The organism is Desulfovibrio sp. 6_1_46AFAA (genome assembly GCF_000224635.1).
GTDB classification, from domain to species: domain Bacteria; phylum Desulfobacterota; class Desulfovibrionia; order Desulfovibrionales; family Desulfovibrionaceae; genus Desulfovibrio; species Desulfovibrio fairfieldensis.
Genome location: NZ_JH114302.1, coordinates 283,423 through 307,998 on the forward strand (window position 1 = coordinate 283,423; position 24,576 = coordinate 307,998).

Consider the following 24,576-nt stretch of genomic DNA (forward strand, 5'->3'; position numbering starts at 1 on the left):
AATCAGGAATTACAACGGATTACGGTTCAAACCGCCATGCTTGCGGCCCAGCGCCGCAGATGCCCGGCCAGCAGATCCACAAAGCGCAGCAGCTCGTCCATGCGGCCGCCGCGCTCCTGACGCAGCTCGCGCCAGAAATAACCCAGCGAGACCAGGAGCGGGCAGGCGTCCAGAAGATTCTGCAAGCGCTCGCAATTGAGCAGAAAAAGTTGGCCCGCCTTGGACGATTTGCCCGCCAGGCGGCCCTGCTCGGCCAGCATGTCCAGCAGGCGCGCGGCCTGGTCCAGTACCGGGGCCACCCGCGCGACAAAGGCCGGGGAGCAGGGCGGGGCGTCCGGCGTCCGGGCCTCCGCCATCGCCGGGTGGTCGGGCGCGCCTGTCGCGTCCGCCGTGACAGGCGCGCCGTCCGCGGTGTTTTCCAGGTCGTCAAGAATGTGACGCCAGAACAGGCGCTGTTGGCTGAGCCAGAGGCTGCGGTCCTCGCATTCGTGCCCGGAAAGGCTGCGCACGCGGGCGAAGCCGAACTCGTCGGTTTCCGTCAGCCAGACGCGGGCTTCGCGGCAAAGTTCCGGGCTCAGGCCCGCCTGCCAGTCCCCGCTTTCCAGGCGGGCCAGAATCAGATCGCCCGCGCGGTGCGGGTTGATGCGCGTCAGGCAGACTTGTTCGTGCGGACAGGCCTGATTATACGGGCAGGGGTGGCAGGGCAGGGCCGGTTCCAGGCAGCAGCAGCCGGGCAGATAGGGGCCGGTGTCCCAAGGCTGGGCCGTGGCCAGGAAAAAGGCCAGACAGGGCAGGCCCAGGCCGGCGGCCAGATGCATGGTGCCGGTGTCGTTGGTGGCCAGCAGGCGCGTTCTGGTCAGCAGGGCCGCCAGTTGGGGGATATTTGTCCGTCCCACGGCATTGACGAAGGGAGCGCTGGCGCGGGCCGCATATTCCTGAGCCAGCGGGTTTTCGGCGGGCGCGCCCAGCAGCACCGGACAGAGGCCCGCCTCGCGCCAGAGCCGGTCGCCCAGGGCCGCGAAATACGCTGTGGGCCATTGCCGCCGGGCCTCGCTGGCGCCCAGTTGCAGGGCCACAAATCCTTGGATATGGCCACCCGCGGGCGGATTTTCGGGCTCGGCCAGCAGGGCGTCGGCGTGGGCCAGGGCCTCCGCCGGGGGCGTTTGCAGGCTGAAGAGCCCCGGACGCGCGGCAATGCCGGGGGCGCACAGGGGCGCGCCCACCATGCGGAACATGTCCACCAGATTGAAGGGCGCGTTCAGGCGGCGCAGCGTGGCGCCGCTCAGAAACGAGGACCAGATGCCCCGGTTGACGCCGAAACCCTCGGCGTCCAGGCCGAAGCCCAGCACGACCTCCGGCGAGGGGGCCAGCAGTTTTGCCAGCAGGCGGCCCGGCAGGCTGGGCGTCAGGTTGACGACCCGGCTTGGCCGGGCCTCCTCACGGATGCTCCGGGCCAGATCCAGCAGGGTGGCCGCCGCCGTCTGCCAGCGGCGGTCCAGCGCGGCCATGAGCTTTGCGCCGGGCAGGGGCCAGGCCGCGTCCACATGGCGCAGCAGGGGCAGGGCAGCGGCGAAATTGTCCAGGCAGACCAGGCCCACGCGATGCCCGCTGTCGTGTAGGTCCTGAATCAGGGGCTGGCTTTGCAGCAGATCCCCGAAACGGGTCAGGTTGAGAAGCAGAACGTCAGCGCTCATGCCGTACCGCCCCCGCGCCTCAGGCCAGGGCGGTGCGCCCGCCGCCGTCCAGCATGTTCAGGGCCAGGGTCTTTTCCTGCCGGAAGCGGTTATGCACCGCCGCCTGCACCTCGTCGGTGGATGAGCCGAACTGCCCGGCGCGCAGTTTGTAGACGTTGCTGATGAGCTTGCGCTCATAAGCCGGGTCCGTGGGCTTGCCGCTGAGGTCGTCGGCCCGGTCGAAAATGCGGGCCGCGCCCGCCGGGCCGTGCTGCACGGCGGTGCTCCAGATCACTTCCCGCATGGCCGGTGAGAGCTTGTCGGCTTCCAGGCCGGTGCGTTCCGCAATGGCCTCCACGGCGGGTTTGTAATGGCTCTCGCGGATGAAGCCTTCCTGAAGGGCTTCAAAGCGCTCCGGTTGTTCCTTGGCGATGCTGCGCCAGGCGTCGGGCATGCCGCCCCGGCGGCTGCCCGTGTTGGCCGGGCCCGCTTTGCGCAGGCGCTGGGAAATGTCCGGCGCCTCGCCGTCCAGGAATTCCAGGAAATTTTTCATGCTGCCCACGCGCGAGGCGATCTGGTATTTGCCGTAGGACGTGCCGCCGTTGCGGTCATAGCCGATGGCCGCGACGCCGTCGCCGCCGGATTCGAAGCGGGCGGAAAGCTGGCCCAGCCCGTCATGTTCCTGAGTCCGGCCCGCGGCGCGCCGTCCGCGTCCCGCGCCGGACCGGGTATGGATGAAATCGCCCATGCTCAGCCCGTTCAGACGGCCTTCAAAGGTGTTGGTCATGCTGCGCAGATGCCGGGCCATGCCCATGTTGCGGGCCAGATCCAGGGGCGAATCCCCGCCGGAAATGCTTTGCATCATCCCTTCCATGGCCTGGGTCTGGCGCAGATCGGCCTGGGCCTTGGTAAAGGTCTGAGCGCGTATGAGATCGCTGGGCGAGCGTCCGGCCAGGACGGGATTGCGCAATTGCAGGGTGGTACCCGTTTCCTCCGGCCGGGCGGCCACAAGGGCGCTTTTGTCCGCTCCCTTTTTTTCCTGACCGGCCATCAGGGCGGCAAAAGGCGAGGCGCCGCCGCCCGCCGGGGTGGTCGGGGCGGCCGGGGCGCGGCGCTGGGGCGCGACGGAAGCCGGATTTTGCTGCTGCTCGGTCGGGGGCCGGATCAACCATGCGGACTGTGACATGCTCTTCCTCCTGCGGCGGCGAATGAAGACGGGCTTCGGGCCTGCCGCGCGAAAAGAACAAAGCAAGTACAGTGCCAATGCCCGCCAAATGCCGTGGCACGGGCCTTGCGCGGCGGAGGGCCGCGGGGCCGGGACGGCGCGCGACAAATTGCCGACAGGCGGAAGAAAGAAAAAGCCCCGCCGGAAGAGCTCCGGCGGGGCGGGGAAGACAGGGGGCCGTAAGCGCTTAACCCTTCTTCATGGCCTCGATGAGTTCGGTAAGACCCTGGGCCTGGGCGGCCAGGTCGGACACGGCCCTGGCGGCTTCGCCCATGGCCTCGGCGGTCTGCCGGGACATGTCGTTGACCTGGACGATGGACTGGTTGATCTCTTCGGAAGCGGCGGACTGCTCCTCGCTGGCCGTGGCAATGGCGTTGACCTGGTCCGCCGTGATTTCCACGGTTGCCACGATTTCCTGCAGGGCCTCGCCGGAGCGGCCGGCAAGTTCCGTGGCCTCGCCGATGCGTTCCACGGCGTTGTCCACGCCGACCATGCTCTTTGCCGTGCTTTCCTGGATGGCCTTGATGGCATTGCCCACGTCATTGGTGGAGGCCATGGTCTTTTCAGCCAGCTTGCGCACTTCGTCGGCCACCACGGCGAAACCGCGCCCGGCCTCGCCCGCGCGGGCCGCTTCAATGGCCGCGTTGAGCGCCAGCAGGTTGGTCTGGTCCGCAATGTCCGAGATCACGCCCATGATCCGGGTGATGTCCTGGGCGTGCTCATTGAGCTGGGTCATGTCGCCCTTGAGCTCCAGGGACATCTGGTGGACCTGCTCGATGCTGCGCACGGCCTTTTCCACCACCTGAGCCCCGGCCTGGGCCTTTTCCTTGGTGTCGGCGGAGGCGGCGGAGGCCGAGCCCGCGTTTTTGGCCACTTCCTGGACAGTGGCGTTCATTTCGTTCATGGCCGTGGCCGCCTCGGACAGGCGCTGGGCGGACTCGGCCGCGCCCCGGTCGGACTGCTCGATCTGGGCCGACAGCTCGCTGGACGCCGAGGAGACCACATTGCCCACTTCCTCCAGCTTGTCGGCGGCCACCAGCATGGCCTGGGTCTTGCTCTGGGCTTCCTTGCTCGCGGCCTCGGCCTGGGTCATGGCTTCCCGGGCCTTCTGGGATTCCTCCTGCGCGGAAATCGAAAGGGCCTCGGCCTTTTTGATGCCCTCGATCAGGGAGGCGATCATTTTTTTCAGGGAGGTGCTCAGCATCTTCACTTCGCCGCCGAAACGCTCGTCCTCAATGGGCTGTTCCAGGTTGCCGTCCGCAATGATTTCCGCCGTCCTGGCCAGATAGTTGATGGGCTTCACGGAAGAGCGGATCAGCAGGAAGATCACTACCAACAGCACTACCAGGGTGGCGACGCACAGGGCGACGGTCATCCGGCTGATGGCATTGGCCTGGGCCAGCACCTCGTCCATGGGCGCGATGACGGCCAGATACCAGTGCTGGCTGCTGCCCCGGACGGGAATGGGCTGATAATAGCGGAAGACCCGGCCTTCCTTGGTGTCCACCTCTTCCACGTAGGGTTTGCCGGAGGCGAAAGCCTCCCTGACCTTTTCGGGATTATTGAACCTGTTGATCTCGAACAGGTTTTTCTTCTCAAGGCTTTTGTCCTTGTGGGCCACCACCAGGCCCTGGTCGTTGAGCAGGCCCGCGTAGCCGCTCTCGTAGACGGCAATATTTGTGATCAGCTTGTCCAGTTTTTCCAGGGACATGTCCACCACTGCCACGCCGCGGAACACGTTGTCCACGATGACGGGATAGGCGGCCGTGGACATGTCGACTTCCTTGCCCTCCACCGGGAAGGGGTAGGGATTGGAAAGATAGGGGGCCATCGTCTTTTTGGGCACGGTATAATAGCTCTGCACGAGCTGATCGTTCAGATCCGTGACATCCGCGCCCGTGGAACTGTAGGACAAAAAGCGGCCTTCGGCATTGCTGCCGGGGACGCCCTTGTATTCCGCGTCCTTGCCGTCAAACGCATTGGGCTCCCACATGATGCCGCAGCCGAAAATGTCGGGGTTGCCCATGTGCACGCCTTCTTCCATGGCGATCAGGGTTTCCCGCGACGGGGGCACGCCCTTTTTCAGGGTCTGCTCCAGGCCGTCGGCCAGGGCCGCGGCCGCGCTGAGAGCCGTGTTCAGGTAGCTTCTGACATAGTTGCCGTTTTGCGCGCCCAAGGCCGCCAGTTCGCGTTTAGCCACGTCCTCGATAGCCTGAGAGCTCTTGGACTGGATCTGCCAGGTGAGAAAGCCCAAGATCACCACCAGCAGGACAGTGACGGGCAGAACGATTTTGGGCGTCATGCGCAAACGACGGTACCAGGCAAGCATAGCATCTCCTTTGACAGTTGGGGGAACGCCTCTACGGCCGGACAACATAGCCGTATGTGAACGTCGGAACTCATGGAGGACCGGCGTGGCTGGACATGTTATCTATTCTTTACGGATGAGTCAGCTTTTGTCTTAGGGAACCGTAAGGTTTTTTAGCCGGGATGCCGAAAAGCAAACGGCCCCCGCCGCTGTGGCGGGGGCCGCGTCACGCTGACCTGATGGCCTTGCGCGCGTTCAGCGCGGGGTGGCGGGCGCGGATGCGTCGGCTTCGCCGTCGGCAGCGCTGATGGCCGTGCTCAGTTCCCGGGCCAGCACGTCCGCGAAATAGGGGGGGAGCCCGGCTTTCAGCCGGATGTCATGGCGCACCAGCAGGCCCAGACGCATCTGGCTGCTGGCTACGGCATTGCGGTTGGAAATATTTTTCAGGTTCGCCCGGCTGGGACGGCGGGCGCTGGGCACGCGCCGCTGCACAAGCAGCACGTCGGCCAGCAGGGCGGTGCCGCCCGTGCCGGAAAATTTGGAGGGGCCGTCATATCCGGCGTCCACCACCGCGCGCAGGCTGTCCGGGTCCACCGGGCCCGCCGCGAGCACGGAAATCTGCACAATATACCCGGCCTGGCTGGGATTGTCGGTCACGGTGAAGCCCTTGCGGCCCAGCCAGGCTTCAGCCTGGGAACCGAGATGGAAAACGCGGTTGCTCATGTCGCGCACGTTCACGTAGGCCACATTGGGGATGTCCTCGTCCCCGGCCCTATTCAACGCGCCGGAGCGCAATACCTCCACCTCTCCGGCGTCGCCGTCGCGCTGACGGACGCAGGCGTTGAGCGGAATCAGGCTCAGACCCAGAAGCAGCAGAAGAAACAATCGCGCTATGGGCATATGGCTCCTTGCATGCGACGGGCCGTTCTGTTCACGGCCCGTCGGAAAAGTACGGTTTGCGGCTTGCCGGAGGCAATCCGCCCTTCCAAACGCATATCGTCCGGCGCGGGTGTCCGAGAACGCCGCGTCGCAAAGCCGTCGCGGCGGGGGACGATGTCAGGCGACATTTTCAGGGCGTAAGGGCGTTGAGCACCTCAAGGCTCAGCTTGTCTTCCAGGGCGGGCAGGCTGTCCTCGCGGCCCATGTCGGCTCCCTCGGCGCTGACGGCCACCTGGCGCATGTCGGCTTCGGCGGGTTCGCGCCCGTCGGGACTGATGCCGACCCTGGCCCGCATGCCCCAGACCTTGCTTTTGCCGTGGCTGTCCAGCAGGGCCACGCCCAGGCCCAGCAACGCGCCGCCGCCCGCGCCCCAACCCGCGCCGCTGCGGCCGTTGACGTTCACGGCGCCGCCCAGCAGCATGCCGAGCATGGCCCCGGTGGCCGCCCCGCCCAGGGCTTTGCCAGCGCTGACCGGCTCATTTTTGGAGCCCAGGGGGTAAATATCCTCAATGCGCACGCGCACCAGGATGTCGGCGTCTTTGGCCGCGTCGGCCGGGGCCAGGCCGCGCTCGCTCTGGATGTAAGCCGTGAGCATGGATTGCAGGTCCGCGTTCAGATTGGGCTCGCCGCCGCTGACGGCCACGTGCACGCTCTGTCCGCTCTTGACGGCCACGCGCGGCAACGGATCGAAGGGGCCTTGGGAGCCTTCGGGGGGGTGGGTCGTTGTGCCGTCCGGCATGGTTCCCGCGTCGCCGGCCTGGCGCCCGGCGCAGGCGGCCAGCAGGCAACAGAGCGCCAACGTCAGGAGGGGCAAAACATGGCGGCATGACTTGCGGAATGCGCGCATACAACATCCTTTCCGGCCGGGGGCGGAAAGATTTCCGGGCCGACCGGTAGTCTCTCATTAGCCCAGATGAACGTCCCTGTCCACCGCGCGGGAAAACAGGGCGGCCGGGGATTCCGTCGGGCCGCCGCACTTGACGCCGCGATCTTTTGTCGTATCTTGCCCCTACAATAACAAATGCAATGAACCCGGAACGCCGGAAGCCCCGTTGCGGGGCCGCCGGACGTCCGGATAAGGACGGCGCATGGGCAAACAGCTGATCATAGTGGAATCTCCGGCCAAGGTGAAAACCATCAAAAAATTCCTGGGGCCGCAGTATGCGGTGCAGGCCAGTGTGGGCCATGTGCGCGATCTGCCTTCCAGTTCCCTGGGCGTGGACGAGGCCAACGATTTCGCGCCCCATTACGAGGTGATCGAGAACAAGAAGAGCGTGGTCAGTGAGCTGCGCGCCGCAGCGGCCAAGGCCGACACGGTCTACCTGGCCCCGGACCCGGACCGCGAGGGTGAAGCCATTGCCTGGCATGTGGCCGAGCTGATCCGCGACAAGGCCAAGGACATCAAGCGCATCCAGTTCAACGAGATCACGGCCAAAGCCGTCAAGGACGCCCTGGAGCACCCGCGCGATCTCAATGTCAATCTTTTCGACGCCCAGCAGGCCCGGCGCGTGCTGGACCGTCTGGTGGGCTACAAGATTTCGCCCCTGCTCTGGAAAACCATCAAGCGCGGCATTTCCGCCGGGCGTGTGCAGTCCGTGGCACTGCGCCTGATCGTGGAGCGCGAGGCCGAGCGCGAAGCCTTCAAGCCCGAGGAATACTGGCTGTTCAAGGCTCTGCTGTCCGCCGACGTGCCGCCGCCGTTCAAGGCGGAGCTGGTCAAGATCAGCGGCAAGAAGGCCGTTGTCGGCAATGCGGAACAGGCGAACACGCTGGAGGCCGCGCTCAAGGGCAAGCCCTTTGTGGTGGAAAGCGTGGAGGAAAAGGAGCGCGAGCGCGCGCCCCAGCCGCCCTTCATCACCTCCACCCTGCAGCAGGCGGCCAACCAGCGTCTTTCCTGCACGGCCAAACGCACCATGAACATCGCCCAGCGCCTCTATGAAGGCGTGGAACTGGGTGACAGGGGCCTTACGGCGCTGATCACCTACATGCGTACCGACTCCACGCGCATCGCGGACGAGGCGCGCCAGGCGGCCCGTGATTTCATCGTTCAGACCTTCGGCCAGGATCATCTGCCCAAAAAGGCCCGCATCTACAAGGCCAAGGGCGGGGCCCAGGACGCCCACGAAGCCATCCGCCCGGTGGACGTGACCGTCACTCCGGAGATGGTCAAGCCACATCTGCCTCCGGAACAGTACAATCTCTACCGTCTGATCTGGTCGCGTTTCGTGGCCTCGCAGATGGCCGGAGCCCGCTTCCACGACACCACGGCCCTGATCGCCTGCGCCCATACCCTCTGGCGGGCCAAGGGCGAACGCCTGCTCTTCCCCGGTTTCCTGGCCGTGCTGCCGCGCGGCAAGGAAGAGGCCGACGCGGAGTTGCCGCCGCTCAAGGCGGGGCAGACCCTGACCCTGGACAAGCTGGAAAAGGAACAGAAATTCACCCAGCCTCCGGCCCGCTACAGCGAAGCCAGCCTGGTGCGCGAGCTGGAAGAGCTGGGCATCGGCCGCCCTTCCACTTACGCGGCCATCATTTCCACTTTGCAGGACCGCGACTACGTGCATCTGGCCGAGCGCCATTTCGTGCCCACGGACCTGGGCCGGGTGGTCTGCCGCCAGCTCACCGAGCACTTCGCCAAGCTCATGGACGTGGGGTTCACGGCCCAGATGGAGGAAGGGCTGGACAAGGTGGCCGAGGGCGGCCGGAACTGGGTGGACCTGATGCGTGCCTTCGCGGCGGATTTCAATCCCACCCTGGACGCGGCGGCCAAGAATATGCAGAGCCTCAAGGGCGGCCTGCCCACGGATCTGCCCTGCCCGGACTGCGGCAAGCCCCTGCTGATCAAGTTCGGCAAGGCGGGCGCGTTTCTGGCCTGTTCCGGCTATCCGGAATGCCGCTACACCAGCAATTTCGCGCGTACCGAGGACGGCAAGGTGGAAGCCGTGGCCCAGGAAAAGCCGCAGTATGAGAAGGTGGGCCAGTGCCCGCGCTGCGGCAAGGATCTGGTGATCAAGAAGTCGCGCACCGGCAGCCGTTTCATCGCCTGCACGGGCTATCCGGCCTGCGATTACGCCGCGCCCTTTTCCACGGGCGTGCCCTGCCCGCGTTGCGGCAAAGGCAGCCTGGTGGAAAAGAGCAGCAAGCGCGGCAAGATCTTCTACTCCTGCGACCAATACCCCCAGTGCGATTTCGCTCTCTGGGACAAGCCCGTGCCCGGACCGTGCCCGCGCTGCGATTCCCCCTATCTGGTGGAGAAAAAGAGCCGGGACGGGGTCAAGATCATTTGCCCGGTCAAGGGCTGCGGCTATGTGAAGGAGGACGGCGATGCGTAAAAGTTCCAAAAAGGAAACGCCGCCTGATCCGGCCCCGGAAACGCCGCGCGGCGGCGTTCCGGAAAATGTCCCGTCCCCGGCGGGCGAGGACTGCCTGGAAGAGCGCTTGGCCGTTCTGTTGGCCGCCGGGATTCCCACGGTATTGCTGACCATCATCAGCAGCCGGGGTTCGGCCCCGCGCCACGCCGGTACCCGCGCCCTGCTCACGGCGGCCGGTCTGGAGGGCACGGTGGGCGGAGGTGCGTTGGAGGCCCGCGCCGTGGAGGCGGCCCGCCAAAGCCTGGAGAGCGGCATTTCCGCCCGCGTCGCCTGCGATCTCACCGGCCTGAACCCGGCCAGCGACATGATCTGCGGCGGCAGCATGGAGGTGCTCTGCGAAGCGCTCGGGCCGGAACAGGACCGGCTGTTCGCCCTGGCCGGGCAGGTGCTGCGCGAGGGCGGCCGGGGCGCCTGGATCGTGGATGTGAGCCGCGAGAGCCTGCCGCAGCGCCGCCTGCACCTGGCGGCCCTGCCGGAAACATCGCCGGAGGATCCGGAGGGCTGGGCGGCCTTGGCCGCCTCCGGCGCGGTGCGCACGGACCTGGACGCGGCAATCCCCCTGCTGGAAGAAATTAAAAACAAGGCCGGGCTGATCAGCCTCGGGGAGCGCTCCGTTTATGTGGAACCCTTGGACGCGCCGCCCGTGCTCCTGCTCTGCGGCGGCGGGCACGTTTCGCTGGAGGTGGCGGCCCTGGCCCATGCCTGCGGCTTTGTGGTGGACGTGGTTGACGACCGTCCGGAATTTTCCGATCCGGCGCGTTTTCCCATGGCCCGGCGTTGCCTGACCCTGCCCGGTTTTGAAAACCTGGTGGAGGCCTGCGGCATCGGGCGGCGGCATTACGTGGCCATTGTCACGCGCGGCCACAGCTTCGACCGCGAGGCTCTGGCCCAGGCCCTGACCAGCCACGCCGCCTACATCGGCATGATCGGCAGCAAATCCAAGCGCGAGCAGGTCTATGCCTTTTTGCGCGCCCAGGGCGTGCCCGACGCGGAACTGGCGGCGGTACGCTGTCCCATCGGCCTGTCCATCGGCGCGGAGACGCCGGGGCAGATCGCCGTGTCCGTGGTGGCCGAACTGCTGGCCGCGCGCGCCGGAACGTTGCAGCGCCTGCGTTTTGAGGATTGAGAACACGCAATGCACCCTCCCGCCCTTGACATTTGCTTTCAGACAAGGCTAGGTCGAGATGGGGAGACCGGCCACATGGAATTTACCTTAGGGGCGCTGCTGATCGCCTTTCTGCTTTTCCTCTATCTGGAAACCAAGCGCAAGACGGCACGTCTGCAGCGCCTGATCGCCGAGGAAAAAAGCGGCATTGCCGACGCGTCGCGCATGACGGCCAGCATCGGCGTCTTTTACCCGGATTCGCAAACCACGGTGATCATCGGGGCTTCCGAGGAATTCGGGGCCTTTTATTACCGCATGTTGCGCCAGAGCAAGGTGATCAACCGCAGCAAGATCAATCTGGCCAATATCGCCCGGGTGGACCTGCTGATCAACAGCCGCCCGCACGAGTTTGAATGCGACTCGGAGCAGGCTACCACCTCGCTCCGGGCTACGGAACTTTCCGGCAGGGTCCTGAGCCGCTTCTCGCCCGAGGAGCTCAAAACCATCCAGCGCGCGGCCCTGCGGATTACCTTTTTCAGCGAAACCGGCAGCGAAAAAAATCTGGACATCACCGCCCTGCGCACCGGTGACGAGCGCCACCGTTTTCAGCGCGTCCAACTGCTGAAAAACGCCATCTGGTGGGCCGCCTTTCTGGGTATCGCCAGCCGCCAGGCCCGGCATCTGCGCACCCGCCTGGAAGAGGGCGCCGCAGAGCCGGAATAGAACCTGCGGCCGTGGCTTCAGCCGTTGCCTGCGTTCCACGCCGGGGTCGCTGCCGCACTACGGGGAAAGATGCACCGTTGCGGCGGGACGCCCGGGGCGGTGCTTCCTTATTGCGCGGGTCGCGTTTCGGCAAGGGGACAGCCATTTTTTTTGAAAAAAATTTACTTGTTATTTCAATAGGTTACAAAATGAGGACGCGGGTGGTTAACGCAGTGAAATAACAGGAAATTCATCAGCATAGCTTTTCTCCCCCCTCTTGGCCCGTTTCTTGCTTTTTCCCTTGAAATATGCTTTCTAAAAGGCTGTTTGAGTCCCTTTTACAGGGTCTGCGCCCGGATGTCCGTTCGGGCGCAGTTTGTTCGCCGATGCGTTTGCGTCGCGGCGAAGCCGCGCCGGCCCTGCGGCCGACGGGTTGATCCGGAGCATGGCGGCTTTGAAACGTTGCCGTGTTCCGGAGGCTGCGAGAGTGGATGCCCGCGCCGTGAAACGGCCGGGTTCCACCGGAACCGCAATTTTCGTTTTTCGGCTGAATGAATCTCTGAAACCGCAGAGCGGTTCATAGGCAATTTGCCTTGGGAGCGTCCCGGATTTCTCACGCCCGGAGAGGCAGCCCGCCGCAACTCGTCCGCCGGGCGGCAAGAGCGCTTCACGGAGCTGACCTTCAAAAGGCCTGCCCGCAACGGGCCCACGTATTCAACGCGGAGCGGCTCCGCGTCAAAAAAGGCTTTTTCGGCGCGCGCACAGCGTCGCGCGCAACGGAGTAGTGCATGACCATGAGATCGCTGATTTCCTTTTCCCTTGTAGTGGGCCTCTGCCTGGCCCTCGTCGCCTGCAACGACGACAAAAAAGCCCAGCAAAGCATGTTGCCCCCGGTGGCCGTCTTTGACGTGACGGTGGCCGACGTACCCTGGTCCGCCGAGTATCAGGCCCAGGCCTCGGGCTCGCGCGCCGTGGAAGTACGCGCGCGTGTGGAGGCCATTATTGAAAAACGCCTGTATGAGGAAGGCGATTTTGTGAAGCAGGGTCAGCTCCTGTTCCAGCTGGAGCGCGACCAGTACGAAGCCAAGGTCCAGCAGGCCCAGGCGCAGTTCAACAACGCCGAACGCGAATGGAAGCGCATCCGGCCGCTTTACGAAAAGAACGCCGTTTCCCAGAAGGAGCGCGACAACGCCCGCGCCGCCTATGAAAGCGCCAAGGCCGAATTGCGCCAGGCCAGGATCAATCTGGATTACTGCCAGGTGACGGCGCCGGTTTCCGGCTACAGCAGCAAGGAAAACTTCACCCCCGGCAACTTGGTGGGCAATAATTCCCTGCTGACCTACGTGAACCAGACCGACCCCATGTACATCGACTTTTCCATTGCCGCGCCCGAGCGCATGCGCCGCCAGCAGCTGGCCGCCGCCGGGCGGCTGCGTTTCCCGGACGACGGGCATTACAAGGCGCAGCTGCGCCTGCTGGACGGCAGCATGTACAAGGGCGAGGGCGAAGTCACGTTCATCGACAGCCAGGTGCAGCCCAGCACGGGCGTCATCAAGGCCCGCGCGGTCTTCGCCAATGCCGACGGCCACATCATGCCCGGCCAGTATGTGCGCCTGTTCATGGAAGGCGACGTGCTCACCAACGCCGTGCTTATTCCCCAGAAGTGCGTCCTGCTGACCCAGAAGGGGGCGCTGGTCATGGCTCTGGACAAGGACAACAAGGTATTCCCCGTTCCCGTCACCCTCAGCGTGGCCGTGGGCGACCGCTACCTGGTGGATTCCGGCCTCAAGGGCGGCGAGAGGATCATCAGCGAGGGGCTGGTCAAGGCCCGGCCCGGAACCCAGGTGCGCGTGCAGGAACCCGCCGCCCAACAGCAGCAGGCTCAGACTCCCGCCGCTCAAAAGTAGGTACATATGGCCGCTTCCGCTAAGCCGAATCTCTTTTTGCGCCGGCCGGTCCTTTCGGCCGTCATATCCATCCTGATCACCCTGGTGGGCGCGCTGGCCATGAAGGCCCTGCCCATCGCCCAGTATCCGGACCTGGTGCCGCCCACGGTCAACGTGAGCGTGTCCTACCCCGGCGCCTCGGCCGAGACCATCGCGGCCACGGTGCTGGCGCCTCTGGAAGTGAACATCAACGGCGTGGAAAACATGCTTTACATGACTTCCACCGCCGCTTCCGGCTCCGGTTCGGGCAGTATCAACGTCTACTTCTCCCTGGGCACCAACCCGGACATGGCCTTGGTCAACGTCAACAACAAGGTCAACCTGGCCCAGACCCTGCTGCCCGAAGAGGTGCGCCGCCAGGGCGTGACCGTGGTCAAGCGCTCCCCGGCCATGTTGCAGGCCTTCGCCTATTACTCGCCTGACGGCCGCTACGACGAGGTCTATATCCACAACTGGATGCAGATCAACGTGGTGGACGAGCTCAAGCGCGTGCCCGGCGTGGGCGACTGTTCCGTGTTCGGTTCCATGAGCTACTCCATGCGTATCTGGCTCCAGCCGGACAAGCTGGCCAAATACGGTTTGACGGTCGGCGAGGTGGCCCGGGCCATTCAGGACCAGAACTCGCAGTACGCTCCCGGCCGCCTGGGCGACATGCCCTCGCCGTCCTCCACCCAGCTCACCTGGCAGATCGACACGGAGGGACGCCTGGTCACGCCCGAGCAGTTCGGCGAGATCATCGTCCGCACCGGCGAGGACAGCGCCATGCTGCGCCTCAAGGATGTGGCCCGCATTGAGCTGGGCGGCCAGGATTACAGCGTCGGTTCCCGCTACAACGGCATGGTGGCGCGCATGGGCGCGGTCTATCTGCTGCCCGGCGCCAACGCCATCGCCACCGGCGATCTGGTCCTGGCCCGCCTGGAAGAGATCGCCAAAACCCTGCCCGACGGCATGGCTTACAAAGTCGTGGTGGACACCAACGACTTTGTTATGGAATCCATCAAAGAGGTGATCAGCACCCTGGTGGAGGCCATGATTCTGGTGTTCATCGTGGTCTATGTCTTCCTGCAGAACTGGCGGGCCACCCTGATTCCCTGCATCGCCGTGCCGGTGTCCATCATCGGTACCTTCGCGGGCATGTACGCCCTGGGCTATTCCATCAACACCCTGACTCTCTTCGGCATGGTGCTGGCCATCGGCATCGTGGTGGACGACGCCATCGTGGTGCTGGAAAACGTGGAGCGCATCATGAGCTCCGAGCATCTGCCGCCCAAGGAGGCCACGGCCAAGGCCATGAACGAGGTCACGGCCCCGGTTATCGCCATTGTGCTGGTGCTCTGCGCGGTGTTCATTCCGGTGTCCTTCATGGGCGGTCTGGCGGGCCAGATGTATAAGCAGTTCGCCATCACCATTTCGGTATCCGTGGTGCTCTCGGGCATTGTGGCGCTGACGCTCACGCCGTCGCTCTGCGCCCTGCTGCTCAAGCCCCACGCCCATGACTACAAGCCGCCGCGCGCCTTTACCTGGTTCAACTACGCCTTCGGGCGGGTGACGCACCGTTACCTGCGCGCCGTGCGCTTCATCAAGGACTCGGGCCTGCGCGCCATGATCCTGTTCGGCGTGATGCTGGTCGCCATTGTCTGGCTGCTCAAGGTGGTGCCCGGCGGCCTGGTGCCCAACGAGGACCAGGGCTACATCCTGGGCATGGCCATCCTGGCCGACGGCGCGTCCCAGCACCGGACCACGGCGGTCACCGATACCCTGACCGACTTTGTGCTCAAGGACCCTTCCGTGGACGGCATCGCCACCATCAACGGCCTGGACATCACCTCCATGGCGGTCAAGAGCAACTACGGCACCTTCTTCGCCACCCTCAAGCCCTGGGATCAGCGCAAGGGGCCGGGAATGTCCGCCGACGACCTGACCAAGAAGGTCATGGCCGTGACCATGATGCAGCCGGAAGCCGTGGTGCTGGGCTTTTCGCCGCCGCCCATCAGCGGCATGAGCACCACGGGCGGTTTTGAAGGCTATATCCAGATGCGCGGCGACGGCACCATCTACGACCTGGAAAAGGAGGCCAACGCGGTGGTGGCCGAGGCCACAGCCAAAAAGGCCGACGGCACGCCCAAGTATCCGGCCATCGGCAGCGTGCAGAACCTCTTCTCCACCGGCGCGCCCCAGCTCTACGCCAATCTGGACCGCGAGCGCTGCAAGGACATGGGCGTGAGCGTCAGCGACGTGTTCACGGCCATGGGCGCCACCTTCGGCACGACCTATGTAAACGACTTCAATTACATGGGCCGTACCTTCCAGGTGCGCATGCAGTCCGAGGCGGCCTATCGCATGCTGCCGGAGTCGCTCAATGACGTCTTTGTGCGCAATGACAAGGGCGAGATGATTCCGCTCACCGCCGTCATGACTCTGGAGCGCCGCACGGCCCCCCAGGTCATGGAACGCTACAACGTGTTCCCGGCCGCGCACATCATGGGCAACCCGGCCGACGGCTATTCCTCGGGCCAGGCCTTGGACGCCATGGAGCAGGCCGCCAACGCGGTGCTGCCCAACGACTTCAGCCTGGGCTGGGTGGGCTCGGCCCTGCAGGAAAAGCTGGCCAGCGCCGACACCACCATCATCTTCGTGCTGGCTCTGGTCATGGTCTTCCTGATCCTGGCCGCCCAGTATGAATCCTGGTCTCTGCCCCTGGCCGTGCTCACCGCCGTGCCCTTCGGCGTGTTCGGCGCGCTGGTCGCCACCTGGATGCGGGACCTGTCCAACGACGTGTACTTCCAGGTGGCTCTAGTCACCCTGGTGGGCTTGGCGGCCAAAAACGCCATCTTGATTGTGGAATTTGCCGTGGAATCCTGGCGCGACGGCCGTAGCCTGGACGTGGCCGCCATGCAGGCCGCGCGCCTGCGTTTCAGGCCCATCGTGATGACCTCCCTGGCCTTCATCCTGGGCTGCGTGCCGCTGGCCATCAGCTCCGGCGCGGGCGCCAACAGCCGCCACGCCATCGGCACGGCGGTCATCGGCGGCATGCTGGCGGCCACCTGCATCGCCACGCTCTTTGTGCCGTACTTCTTTAAGGCCATCATGCAGCTTTCGCTGAAATTGCAGGGCAAGAAAGACCCCAATGAAGGCAAGAGCCGTTTTGATGACGATCCGGAGGATATATGAGCGCCCCCTATAAAGCCCGACGGGCTCCGGCCTTTGCCGCAGCCCGCGCGCTGGCGCTGGCGATGACGCTGGCCCTGCTGCTTTCCGCCTGCTCGCTGGCGCCGCGTTATGAGCGGCCCGGGCAGGACATCCCCGAGCAATGGCGCAAGGTGGATCTGGGTTCCACGCCGTTGAACACCGACTGGTGGACCCGCTTCAACGACCCCGTGCTCACGGCCATGGTCGAGGAAGCCCTGAAAAACAACCAGGATCTGGCCGAATCCCTGGCAAAGATTGACTCCGCGGCTGCCCAGGTGGGCATTGCCACCTCCCAGCTGCTGCCCTCGGTCAGCGGCGACGCGGCGGCCACTTCGCAGAGTTCGTCCACCAAGATCGCCAACTACAGCACTCTGGCCGACCGCTCCAACACCAATTACCAGGGTTCGCTCAACGCTTCCTGGGAACTGGATTTCTGGGGCAAGTACCGCAACAATTACACGGCCCTTTCCGACGTCTTGATGAACACCGTGGTGGGGCACGAGGCCTTGCGCCTTTCCGTGGCCGGGCAGACGGCCCAGGGCTATTTCGCCCTGCTGGCCCTGGACATGCAGCTGGACACGGCGCGGCGCACGCTGAAGAGCCGCGAGGATGCCTTCGGCATCTACACCAGCCGCTACAAGCAGGGCGACATCACCGAGCTTGACTGGCAGCGGGCCAGGGCCGAGGTGGAAACCGCCCGCGCCCAGGTGCACACCAGCACCGTGTCCGTGGACCAGGCCGAGGCCGCCCTGGCCGTGCTGCTGGGCCGCTCGCCGCGCGACATCATTAACCGCGCCATGCCGCGCGGGCAGGCCATCGGCATGCTGCCTTCGCCGCCGGTGCTGCCCGAGGGCCTGCCGTCCGAACTGCTGGAGCGGCGGCCGGACGTGCGCGCCGCCGAATACATGATCATGGCCTACAATGCCAATATCGGCGTGGCCCGCGCCCAGTTCTTCCCGTCCATCTCCCTGACGGGCATGCTGGGCACGCTCAGCGCGGCGGTGGGCAATCTGTTCACCGGTCCGGCCGGAGCCTGGAGCTACGGGGCCACTGGAACTCTGCCGATCCTGGACTTCGGCCGCAACTGGTATAATCTGAAGGACGCGGAAGCCCAGAAAAAGGCCGCCATCGCGGTGTATCGCAAGACAGTGCAGACGGCTTTCAAAGACATCCGCACCTCGCTCACCTCGCAGCGCGAGGCGGACGCCATTGTGCGCAGCATGCAGATTCAGGTGGAAAGCCTGCGCCGCTCGGTGGACATCGCCCGCTTGCAGTATGACAACGGCTACACCGACTATCTGACGGTGCTGGACGCCGAGCGCCAGCTCTTTGCCGCCGAGCTGCAACTGGCCTCGGCCCTGCGCGACCGTCTTGACGCGGTGGTCAGCGTCTGCATGGCCCTGGGCGGCGGCTGGGAGGACCCCGGCAAGAGCCCGAGTTTCCCGGTGGTCAATACCGAACGCCTGCTGCAGGAGGAAACCGCCGCAGGCAAGACGACGCCCGTGGCCGCGCCCGCGACGCAAGCTAACTAACCGGCTGACATAAATCCGTCTTGACGCCCCGGCCGGACGGACAGCGAGCCCTTCGGGCCGGAGCTGCCCATCCGACCGGGGCTTTTCACGACAAAAAGCCAAGGCTGGTGTAAGAAGCCGACTTTCTCTCCGATACGCGGAGGAAAGTCGGCTTCTCTTGTGCGGACGGGGAAGGAGCTGTTAGCTCTGCTTCATTTCCTGGATGAGCGCCGTGAGCCTTTGGGCCTGCGAGGCCAGATCGGACACGGCCTTGGAGGCCTCGGCCATGGTGTCGGCGGTCTGTCTGGACATGTCGTTGACCTGGACGATGGTCTGGTTGATTTCCTCGCTGGCTGCGGACTGCTCCTCGCTGGCCGTGGCAATGGCATTGACCTGGTCGGCCGTGACTTCCGCGGTGTTCACGATCTCCCGCAGGGCCCGGCCGGACCGGCTGGCCAGTTCGTCGACCTGGGCGATGCGTTCCACAGCCTGATCCACGCCGGTCATGCTCTTTGCCGTGCTCTCCTGGATGGCCTTGATGGCGTTGCCCACGTCGTTGGTGGAGGCCATGGTTTTTTCGGCCAGCTTGCGCACCTCATCGGCCACCACGGCGAAGCCGCGCCCGGCCTCGCCGGCGCGAGCCGCTTCAATGGCCGCGTTGAGCGCCAGCAGATTGGTCTGGTCCGCAATGTCGGAAATCACGTTCATGATCCGGGTGATGTCCTGAGCGTGTTCATTCAGTTGCCCCATATCGTCCTTGAGTACCAGAGACATCTGATGCACCTGCTCAATGCCCTGCACGGCCTGCTCCACAATATGGGAACCGGTGGAGGCTCTTTCCTTGGTTTCAGTCGACGCGGACGAAGCGGAACTGGCGTTTTTAGACACTTCCTGGACAGTGGCGTTCATTTCGTTCATGGCGGTGGCCGCCTCGCCCAACCTCTGGGAGGACTCGCCCGCGCCCCGGTCGGACTGCTCAATCTGGGCCGAAAGCTGGGTGGAGGCCGAGGAGACCACAGAGGCCACTTCTTCCAGCCTGTCGGCGGCTGTCAACATGGCTTCAGTTTTAGCCTTGGCCTCCTTGCCGGCGGCTTCAGCCTTTTCCATGGCGGCCGTGGCTTCGTCGCTCTTGACCTGGGCTTTTGCGGATTCGGTGTTGGCTTCTTCGATTTTTTCGTTCAGCGAGTCCACCATGCTGTCCAGGGCCGTGGAAAGCTGGCCGAACTCGTCCCGCTGCTCAAGATGCAGCCTTTTGTTTAACTCCCCGGCCGCCACGGACTGAGCGAATCCAAGGGTTTTGGCCATGGGCGAGGTGATGGCGCGCGTCAGGAGAATGCCGATCAGAAGGCCGAGCAACAACACTACCGCGCAGACGCCGAAAGTCAACTTCACGCTGGCGGTGGCAGCCTGTGAAACTTTCGCGACGACAGTGCGCTGGAGGTGAGAGGTCTGTTCCGCGATTTTGCCCATGACGCCCAGGACCTGTTCACGCGCTTCCTCGCGCTGCTTGTTCAGCGCTTCTTTCTTGTTCCACAGCTCGAGCATGTCGCGCTGTTTGCCATGAAACAATTCGACATTCTTGCGTATTTCGCCGAGTAGCTCGCGGTATGCGGGGTTTTTGAGGTCGGCCGCCACGATGTCCATCTGGGCGAAAAGCCTGGGGAAAAGCACTTTGAGGTTTTCCTTGATGTCATCCTGCTGCTGCGCGGCCAGGCTGCGCAGCATTCTGCCTCGGATATCCGCGAAGATGGAGGACACTGCGTCGATGCTTTCAAGGCGTTGCAGGCGCAGGGCCATTTCCGTGAGGTCGCCCTGAGCATGCGCCTCCTTGAAGTTTTTGAGCATTTCGGTCTTGTAAGAAACTATTTTTTTATTGATCTTGAGGCCGATGGGGATCATGGACACTCGGTTTACAATGAAGGCTTCGTTGGTTGCATAAACGTTGCGCAGGTTCGTTTCAAACAGCTTGAACTTGTCCACCAGCTCTTTGCCCAGCTCCGTGTCGATTTCCGAGTAGGTCTTGGCGGCCTTGTTCAGTTCGCCTATCAGCCCTTGCACCTTGACCATCTCCGCTTGCGTGGACCCCCAGAGGGATTTCTGGCCCGTAAGCAGATACGTGTTCATGGTGGCGGGCACATCCTTGAGGGTGTTCTGCGCCTCGGCGGCCAGCTCAGCCAGCGGCAGGTATTTTTTCTCAATGGACGTCATGCCGTCATCAATGCCTGTGAGCGACTTGATGGAGTATACGCCGTTCAAGAATACCAGCAGGAGGATAATGCCTATCCCCAGTGCCATTTTTATTCCGATTTTCAGGTTTTTCATCTACTCCTCCTGGAGAGCCTGAAGTTCCGCAGCCGCGGCGGCCAGCCGCCACGCCAGCGCGGTAACATGTTACGTGTTGCTTGTATGGGCACGGTCCCGTCCCTGCCTCGGATCACGATTTTTCTCCCCCCCCTCTGGACCGCGGTGTTTAAAGAAAGCATTCCCTTCTCTGTCTGTAAAAAACCGGAGTGCCTCCAGTTAATGGAAGCACACCGGTTTTTTACCGAAGGAAGTAAATTTTTCAGGAAATTATTTTGGCCGGAAGGTATTTACGTAAAAAGATATTCATACTTACTTACATACGTATGTTTTTTTAATAGATGAAATTAGAGTATTTTTATTTGATTATTGCATTCTGGATATCATGCACAGTTATGATATATAATTCTTATTTCTGTGCATTTCAATAATTCTTTAGAGCAATTAAATAGTTCGGTTGTTTTTTGTTTCGCGCGGAACGGCCGGGATGTTCCCGGCCGTTTGAAACACGGGCCCGGAGGAAAGCCGGTCCGGGCTTTACAGAGGCGCGCTGGTTGAAGTAAGAAAAAATATGATGAACAGATGGATGATGTTTTTCATCACCTTTGCGACCCTGGTCTGTGGTTCGCCTTGGCCCGCGGCCTCGCTCGCGGCGACGGAACAGCGCGCCGCGCCGCAAGCTGCCGGATCGCGCCACGCGACGGGCAAGCACCCGGTCGGAGCCGTTTCCGGGCAAAGCCGTTCGGGACCGGGCGCACTCAAAGCCGACGCCGGGAAAAAGAAATCCCTGCACGGCAGTGCCTGGGCCTTCGGCCAGTCGGATGACCGCGACGCCGCCATCTGGCGGCAGGGCACTCCCGTGCGGCATCTGCACGAGCGCGCCGTGAAAGACGCCGGGCTCAAGAAGAAGGCCATGAATACCACGCCGGGCATCGACAGCGCCCTTGATGAGGCGGCCGGAAAGAAAAAGAAGAAAAAGAGCGGACTGGGCGTCAGTGTGGAGAATGAAACCGCCACCTGGCGGGAGCGCCTGCCTACGGAAAGCGCGCGGCCGGATGAAAGCCTGCCCCTGGAAAGCCGTCATGTGGTGCGGGCCTTTGCCGATGTGGACGCCGGAGAGGATCTGAGCATCAGCGTGGGCCCGGAGCTGATTCTCAAGGACGAGCAGAACCGGGATCACAGCGCCAACAACAGCCAGCCGGATTCGGCGCTGGGGCTTGGCATGCAGTTCAAGCTGGACTTTTAGAGACAGTCGTCACGAGCGTCTTTTCGGTTATCTCCGCGTCGAACATCGCCTTTTATTTCGGTCGCGCTAGCCGCTCACAGCTCTGCTGTGTTACGGATAGCGATAGTGATTTCGATGAAAGGAATTTTGTGTAACTCATTGCTGTCTTCATCCGTAGCTTCCTTCGTCGCAACGGATAAAGCGAGTACCAGAAGAGTACACTCCCTGCATAAAAGGCTCGTTCTCCTTGATATAACACGAAAATCCATCTCGTGGCGACAGTCTCTAGAGCAGATTAGCTTTGAAATTCTACAAATTTCAAAGTGAAATTGCTCTGGGGAAGCGCCGAAGGGCCATGCAACAGGCTCCTTTTTATTCGGATTTGCTTTTGCGGGGCGTCCATGGAACCACTGGAAGCCAAAAGCTATCTCGCGCCCTATGATCCGGCCGCCAGGCCGGTAGTCTGGTTTAATGACGACTTCCCACCCGATACCTGGAGCAAGCCCCATGTGCATCCCTGGGGCGAGCTGGCCTACACCGGGCACGGCTGCATGGTCATGTGCACGGAGCAGGGCAACTGGCTGGCCCCGCCCCAGCGGGCCGTCTGGGTGCCCGCCGGTTGCCGTCATGAATGGTATGTGCCTTGCGAAGCCAGGGATTGCAGCCTCTGGATCGACCAGCGCGTTCTGCTGGGGGTGGAGCGTTTCGCCCGCTGCCACGTGATGGAGATCACGCCCCTGGTGCGCGAATTGCTGCTGCATCTCACGCCGCAGCCCTATTCCTACGGTGCGGATGCCCGGGGCCGTCTGGTGGCCGTGCTGCTGGACCTGCTTCTGGAATCGCCGGAAGAGGCGCAGCCGCTGGCCATGCCCAGCGACCACCGCCTGGTGGAGCTGTGCACGGCCCTGCTCACCACGCCCGGCGTGTCCACTTCCCTGGCCCAGTGGGCCGAGCGCCTGGGCATGTCCGAGCGCAATCTGGCCCGGCTTTTCCGCCGGGAGACCGGCACTTCCTTCCGCACCTGGCGGCAGCGCCAGCGCATGCAGGCCGCCTACAGCCGTCTGAAACAGGGCGAGAGCGTCACCTCCGTGGCCCTGGACAGCGGCTATTCCTCGATTTCAGCCTTTATCGCCACCTTCAAGCAGGCCTTCGGGCGCACGCCGGGCTGCGTTTTCCGGGCGCGCGGCGACAATTAAAGCATCCAGCACTTGAAATGCTTCAACTGCCTTAAGCCTGAACGCGTGGCTCCTCCCTCCATGCCTTCGCATGCGTCAGTCGTTTTTTTATGGCCTTTTTTGTCCGATTGCCGACAGATTTTGTCAGATTTTCGCAAGCAGTCTGTGCGCGAAAGACGCTATCTGAGAATTGAGGAAAAGAATCAGCCGGACTTCCCGGAGCGGATGCGTTTTGAAATCGCAGCCATGTGAACATGCTCCGGTTCCAGCCCAATGAGCAAGCCATGTCAGGATAACACGTTCTAGTAACAGACCAGTATCCACGCGGAGGGTACGCCATGTCGGACATCAGGATCAAAAATTTCATCAACGGCGAATGGCAGGAAGAGGCTGGCGGCAAGCGCGTGCCGCTCTACAACCCCTCCACCGGCGAGGAAATCGGCAGCGTGCCCATTTCCGGCCCGGCCACGGCTGAGGCGGCCATCGCCACGGCCCATGCGGCCTACAGGCCCTGGCGCAATCTCTCCATCGGCAAGCGCATGGCCTATATCTACAAAATCCATGACTGCATGGTGCGGGACCTGGAAAAACTGGCCCAGGCCATTGCTCTGGACCAGGCCAAGCATATTTCCGAAGCGCGCGGCGAAGTGCAGCGGGTGATCGAGATTCTGGAATCCGCCGCAGCCACGCCGTCCACGATCCAGGGCGACACCTTGGATTACATCTCCACCAATATCTCGGCCAAGGTGGTACGCCAGCCCCTGGGCGTGTTCGGCGGGGTGGCTCCCTTCAACTTCCCGGCCCTGGTCTTCGGCTGGTTCATTCCCTACGCCATCGCCGTGGGCAATACCTTCATCTTCAAACCCTCCACCCAGTCACCCTATTTCATGCAGCTCATCTGCGAGATCTTCATGGAAATCGGGCTGCCCGCGGGCGTGGTCAACGTGGTGCACGGCAACCGCGACATTCCCGGTTCCTGGTATGAGGACCCGCGCATGGCGGGCGTCTGCCTGGTGGGCTCCACGCCCACGGCCAAAGCCATGGCCGCGGGCTGCGCCAAGGGGGCCAAGCGTTCCATGCTGCTGGGCGGGGCCAAGAACCTGCTTCTGGTCATGGAAGACAGCAATATGGACGTCTTCATCAACAACTTCCTCAATTCCTGCTACGGCTCCGCCGGGCAGCGCTGTTTGGCCGGGTCCATCGTGGCCGCCGTGCCGGAAGTTTACGAGGAAGTGCTGGAGCGCATGATTGAGGCCTCCAAGACCGTCAAGGTGGGCGACGCCTTTGACCCCGACGTCTACATGGGGCCGCTGATTTCCCGCAAGGCCGCGGACAATGTACTCAATTACGTGGATATCGCCCTCAGGCACGGCCAGGGCTGCAAGCTGGTTCTGGATCGCCGCCGGGTGGACCTGCCGGAAAAGAACAAGAACGGTTTCTTTGTCGGCCCCTGCATCATCCGCGACGTGACGCCCTGCAACCCCCTGTTCACCACCGAGGTGTTCGGTCCTCTGGTGGCCACCATCAAGGTGGCGGACATTCACGACGCCATCGAGCTGGTCAACAGTTCGGAATACGGCAACGGGGCCTGCATTTTCACCCAGAACATGCATTACGCGGAAGTGTTCAGCCGCGATACGGATGTGGGCATGGTGGGCGTCAACGTGGGCATCTGCGCGCCGCATCCCTATGTGCCCTTCGGCGGCATCAAGGGCTCCCTGCTCGGCACGGACAAGGTGCAGGGCAAGGGCGGCATAGACTTCTTCACCCAGCACAAGGTCACCACGACGCGCACCTATGATCCCAAGGGCAAGGCCGGTCAGGCCGCCCCGGTCGCGCCGCGCGTGCGCTCCTGCGTGGCTTCGTAGCGCATCAGGCTTCGCGGGGCGCGGCATGCCCGCGTCCCGCC

15 protein-coding genes are annotated in these 24,576 nt (G+C 63.5%); 9 read left to right on the forward strand and 6 right to left on the reverse strand.

The annotated features are described in order from the left end of the window. Nucleotides 1–26: 26 nt before the first annotated feature. From HMPREF1022_RS07995 to HMPREF1022_RS08015, 5 genes are all read right to left on the reverse strand, one after another. Complete coding sequence (locus HMPREF1022_RS07995; RefSeq protein ID WP_009302707.1) at nucleotides 27–1,694, reverse strand: glycosyltransferase family 9 protein; 1,668 nt, start codon at nucleotides 1,692–1,694, stop codon at nucleotides 27–29. A gap of 19 nt (nucleotides 1,695–1,713) precedes the next feature. Further along, nucleotides 1,714–2,859 carry a hypothetical protein gene (locus tag HMPREF1022_RS08000; protein ID WP_009302708.1) on the reverse strand — a complete coding sequence of 382 codons (1,146 nt, stop codon included), beginning with the start codon at nucleotides 2,857–2,859 and terminating at the stop codon, nucleotides 1,714–1,716. A gap of 226 nt (nucleotides 2,860–3,085) precedes the next feature. Further along, the gene (locus HMPREF1022_RS08005) at nucleotides 3,086–5,227 is read right to left on the reverse strand and encodes a methyl-accepting chemotaxis protein (RefSeq protein WP_009302709.1); all 2,142 of its coding nucleotides are present in this window, start codon (nucleotides 5,225–5,227) and stop codon (nucleotides 3,086–3,088) included. Nucleotides 5,228–5,461: 234 nt separating this feature from the next. Continuing rightward, the gene (gene traT, locus HMPREF1022_RS08010; RefSeq protein WP_008683350.1) at nucleotides 5,462–6,106 is read right to left on the reverse strand and encodes a complement resistance protein TraT; all 645 of its coding nucleotides are present in this window, start codon (nucleotides 6,104–6,106) and stop codon (nucleotides 5,462–5,464) included. A 169-nt stretch (nucleotides 6,107–6,275) separates the two neighbouring features. After that, a complete protein-coding gene (locus HMPREF1022_RS08015; RefSeq protein ID WP_009302710.1) occupies nucleotides 6,276–6,992 on the reverse strand; it encodes a hypothetical protein in 717 nt (238 codons plus the stop codon). 241 nt (nucleotides 6,993–7,233) lie between these two features. Between HMPREF1022_RS08015 and topA the strand changes: the two genes are divergently transcribed. The 6 genes from topA (at nucleotide 7,234) to HMPREF1022_RS08045 (ending at nucleotide 17,987) form a co-directional block, all read left to right on the forward strand. After that, on the forward strand, nucleotides 7,234–9,474 hold the full coding sequence (gene topA, locus HMPREF1022_RS08020; RefSeq protein ID WP_009302711.1) for a type I DNA topoisomerase: 2,241 nt from the start codon (nucleotides 7,234–7,236) through the stop codon (nucleotides 9,472–9,474). Continuing rightward, nucleotides 9,467–10,639, forward strand: coding sequence for an XdhC family protein (locus HMPREF1022_RS08025; RefSeq protein WP_009302712.1), 1,173 nt, complete (start codon nucleotides 9,467–9,469; stop codon nucleotides 10,637–10,639). The genes topA and HMPREF1022_RS08025 overlap by 8 nt, the downstream gene beginning before the upstream one ends. Nucleotides 10,640–10,714: 75 nt before the next feature. Then, the gene (locus HMPREF1022_RS08030) at nucleotides 10,715–11,341 is read left to right on the forward strand and encodes a hypothetical protein (RefSeq protein WP_008683359.1); all 627 of its coding nucleotides are present in this window, start codon (nucleotides 10,715–10,717) and stop codon (nucleotides 11,339–11,341) included. 767 nt (nucleotides 11,342–12,108) lie between these two features. Continuing rightward, entirely contained in the window at nucleotides 12,109–13,227 is a 1,119-nt protein-coding gene (locus HMPREF1022_RS08035; protein WP_008683361.1) for an efflux RND transporter periplasmic adaptor subunit, read from the forward strand. Nucleotides 13,228–13,233: 6 nt separating this feature from the next. After that, a complete protein-coding gene (locus HMPREF1022_RS08040; protein ID WP_008683362.1) occupies nucleotides 13,234–16,437 on the forward strand; it encodes an efflux RND transporter permease subunit in 3,204 nt (1,067 codons plus the stop codon). Then, nucleotides 16,434–17,987 (forward strand): efflux transporter outer membrane subunit, encoded by a 1,554-nt coding sequence (locus tag HMPREF1022_RS08045; protein ID WP_009302713.1) that lies wholly within the window; start codon nucleotides 16,434–16,436, stop codon nucleotides 17,985–17,987. The genes HMPREF1022_RS08040 and HMPREF1022_RS08045 overlap by 4 nt, the downstream gene beginning before the upstream one ends. Before the next feature lie 180 nt (nucleotides 17,988–18,167). Here HMPREF1022_RS08045 and HMPREF1022_RS08050 read toward each other — a convergent pair whose 3' ends face one another. Further along, nucleotides 18,168–20,288, reverse strand: coding sequence for a HAMP domain-containing methyl-accepting chemotaxis protein (locus HMPREF1022_RS08050; RefSeq protein WP_009302714.1), 2,121 nt, complete (start codon nucleotides 20,286–20,288; stop codon nucleotides 18,168–18,170). Between the two features lie 550 nt (nucleotides 20,289–20,838). On the opposite strand from HMPREF1022_RS08050, the gene HMPREF1022_RS08055 reads away from it, so the two are divergent. The 3 genes from HMPREF1022_RS08055 (at nucleotide 20,839) to HMPREF1022_RS08065 (ending at nucleotide 24,535) form a co-directional block, all read left to right on the forward strand. Beyond that, on the forward strand, nucleotides 20,839–21,513 hold the full coding sequence (locus HMPREF1022_RS08055; protein WP_147568377.1) for a hypothetical protein: 675 nt from the start codon (nucleotides 20,839–20,841) through the stop codon (nucleotides 21,511–21,513). Between the two features lie 380 nt (nucleotides 21,514–21,893). Then, on the forward strand, nucleotides 21,894–22,688 hold the full coding sequence (locus HMPREF1022_RS08060) for a helix-turn-helix transcriptional regulator (RefSeq protein ID WP_008683366.1): 795 nt from the start codon (nucleotides 21,894–21,896) through the stop codon (nucleotides 22,686–22,688). 317 nt (nucleotides 22,689–23,005) lie between these two features. Continuing rightward, nucleotides 23,006–24,535 (forward strand): aldehyde dehydrogenase family protein, encoded by a 1,530-nt coding sequence (locus tag HMPREF1022_RS08065; protein WP_008683368.1) that lies wholly within the window; start codon nucleotides 23,006–23,008, stop codon nucleotides 24,533–24,535. Nucleotides 24,536–24,576: the final 41 nt, after the last annotated feature.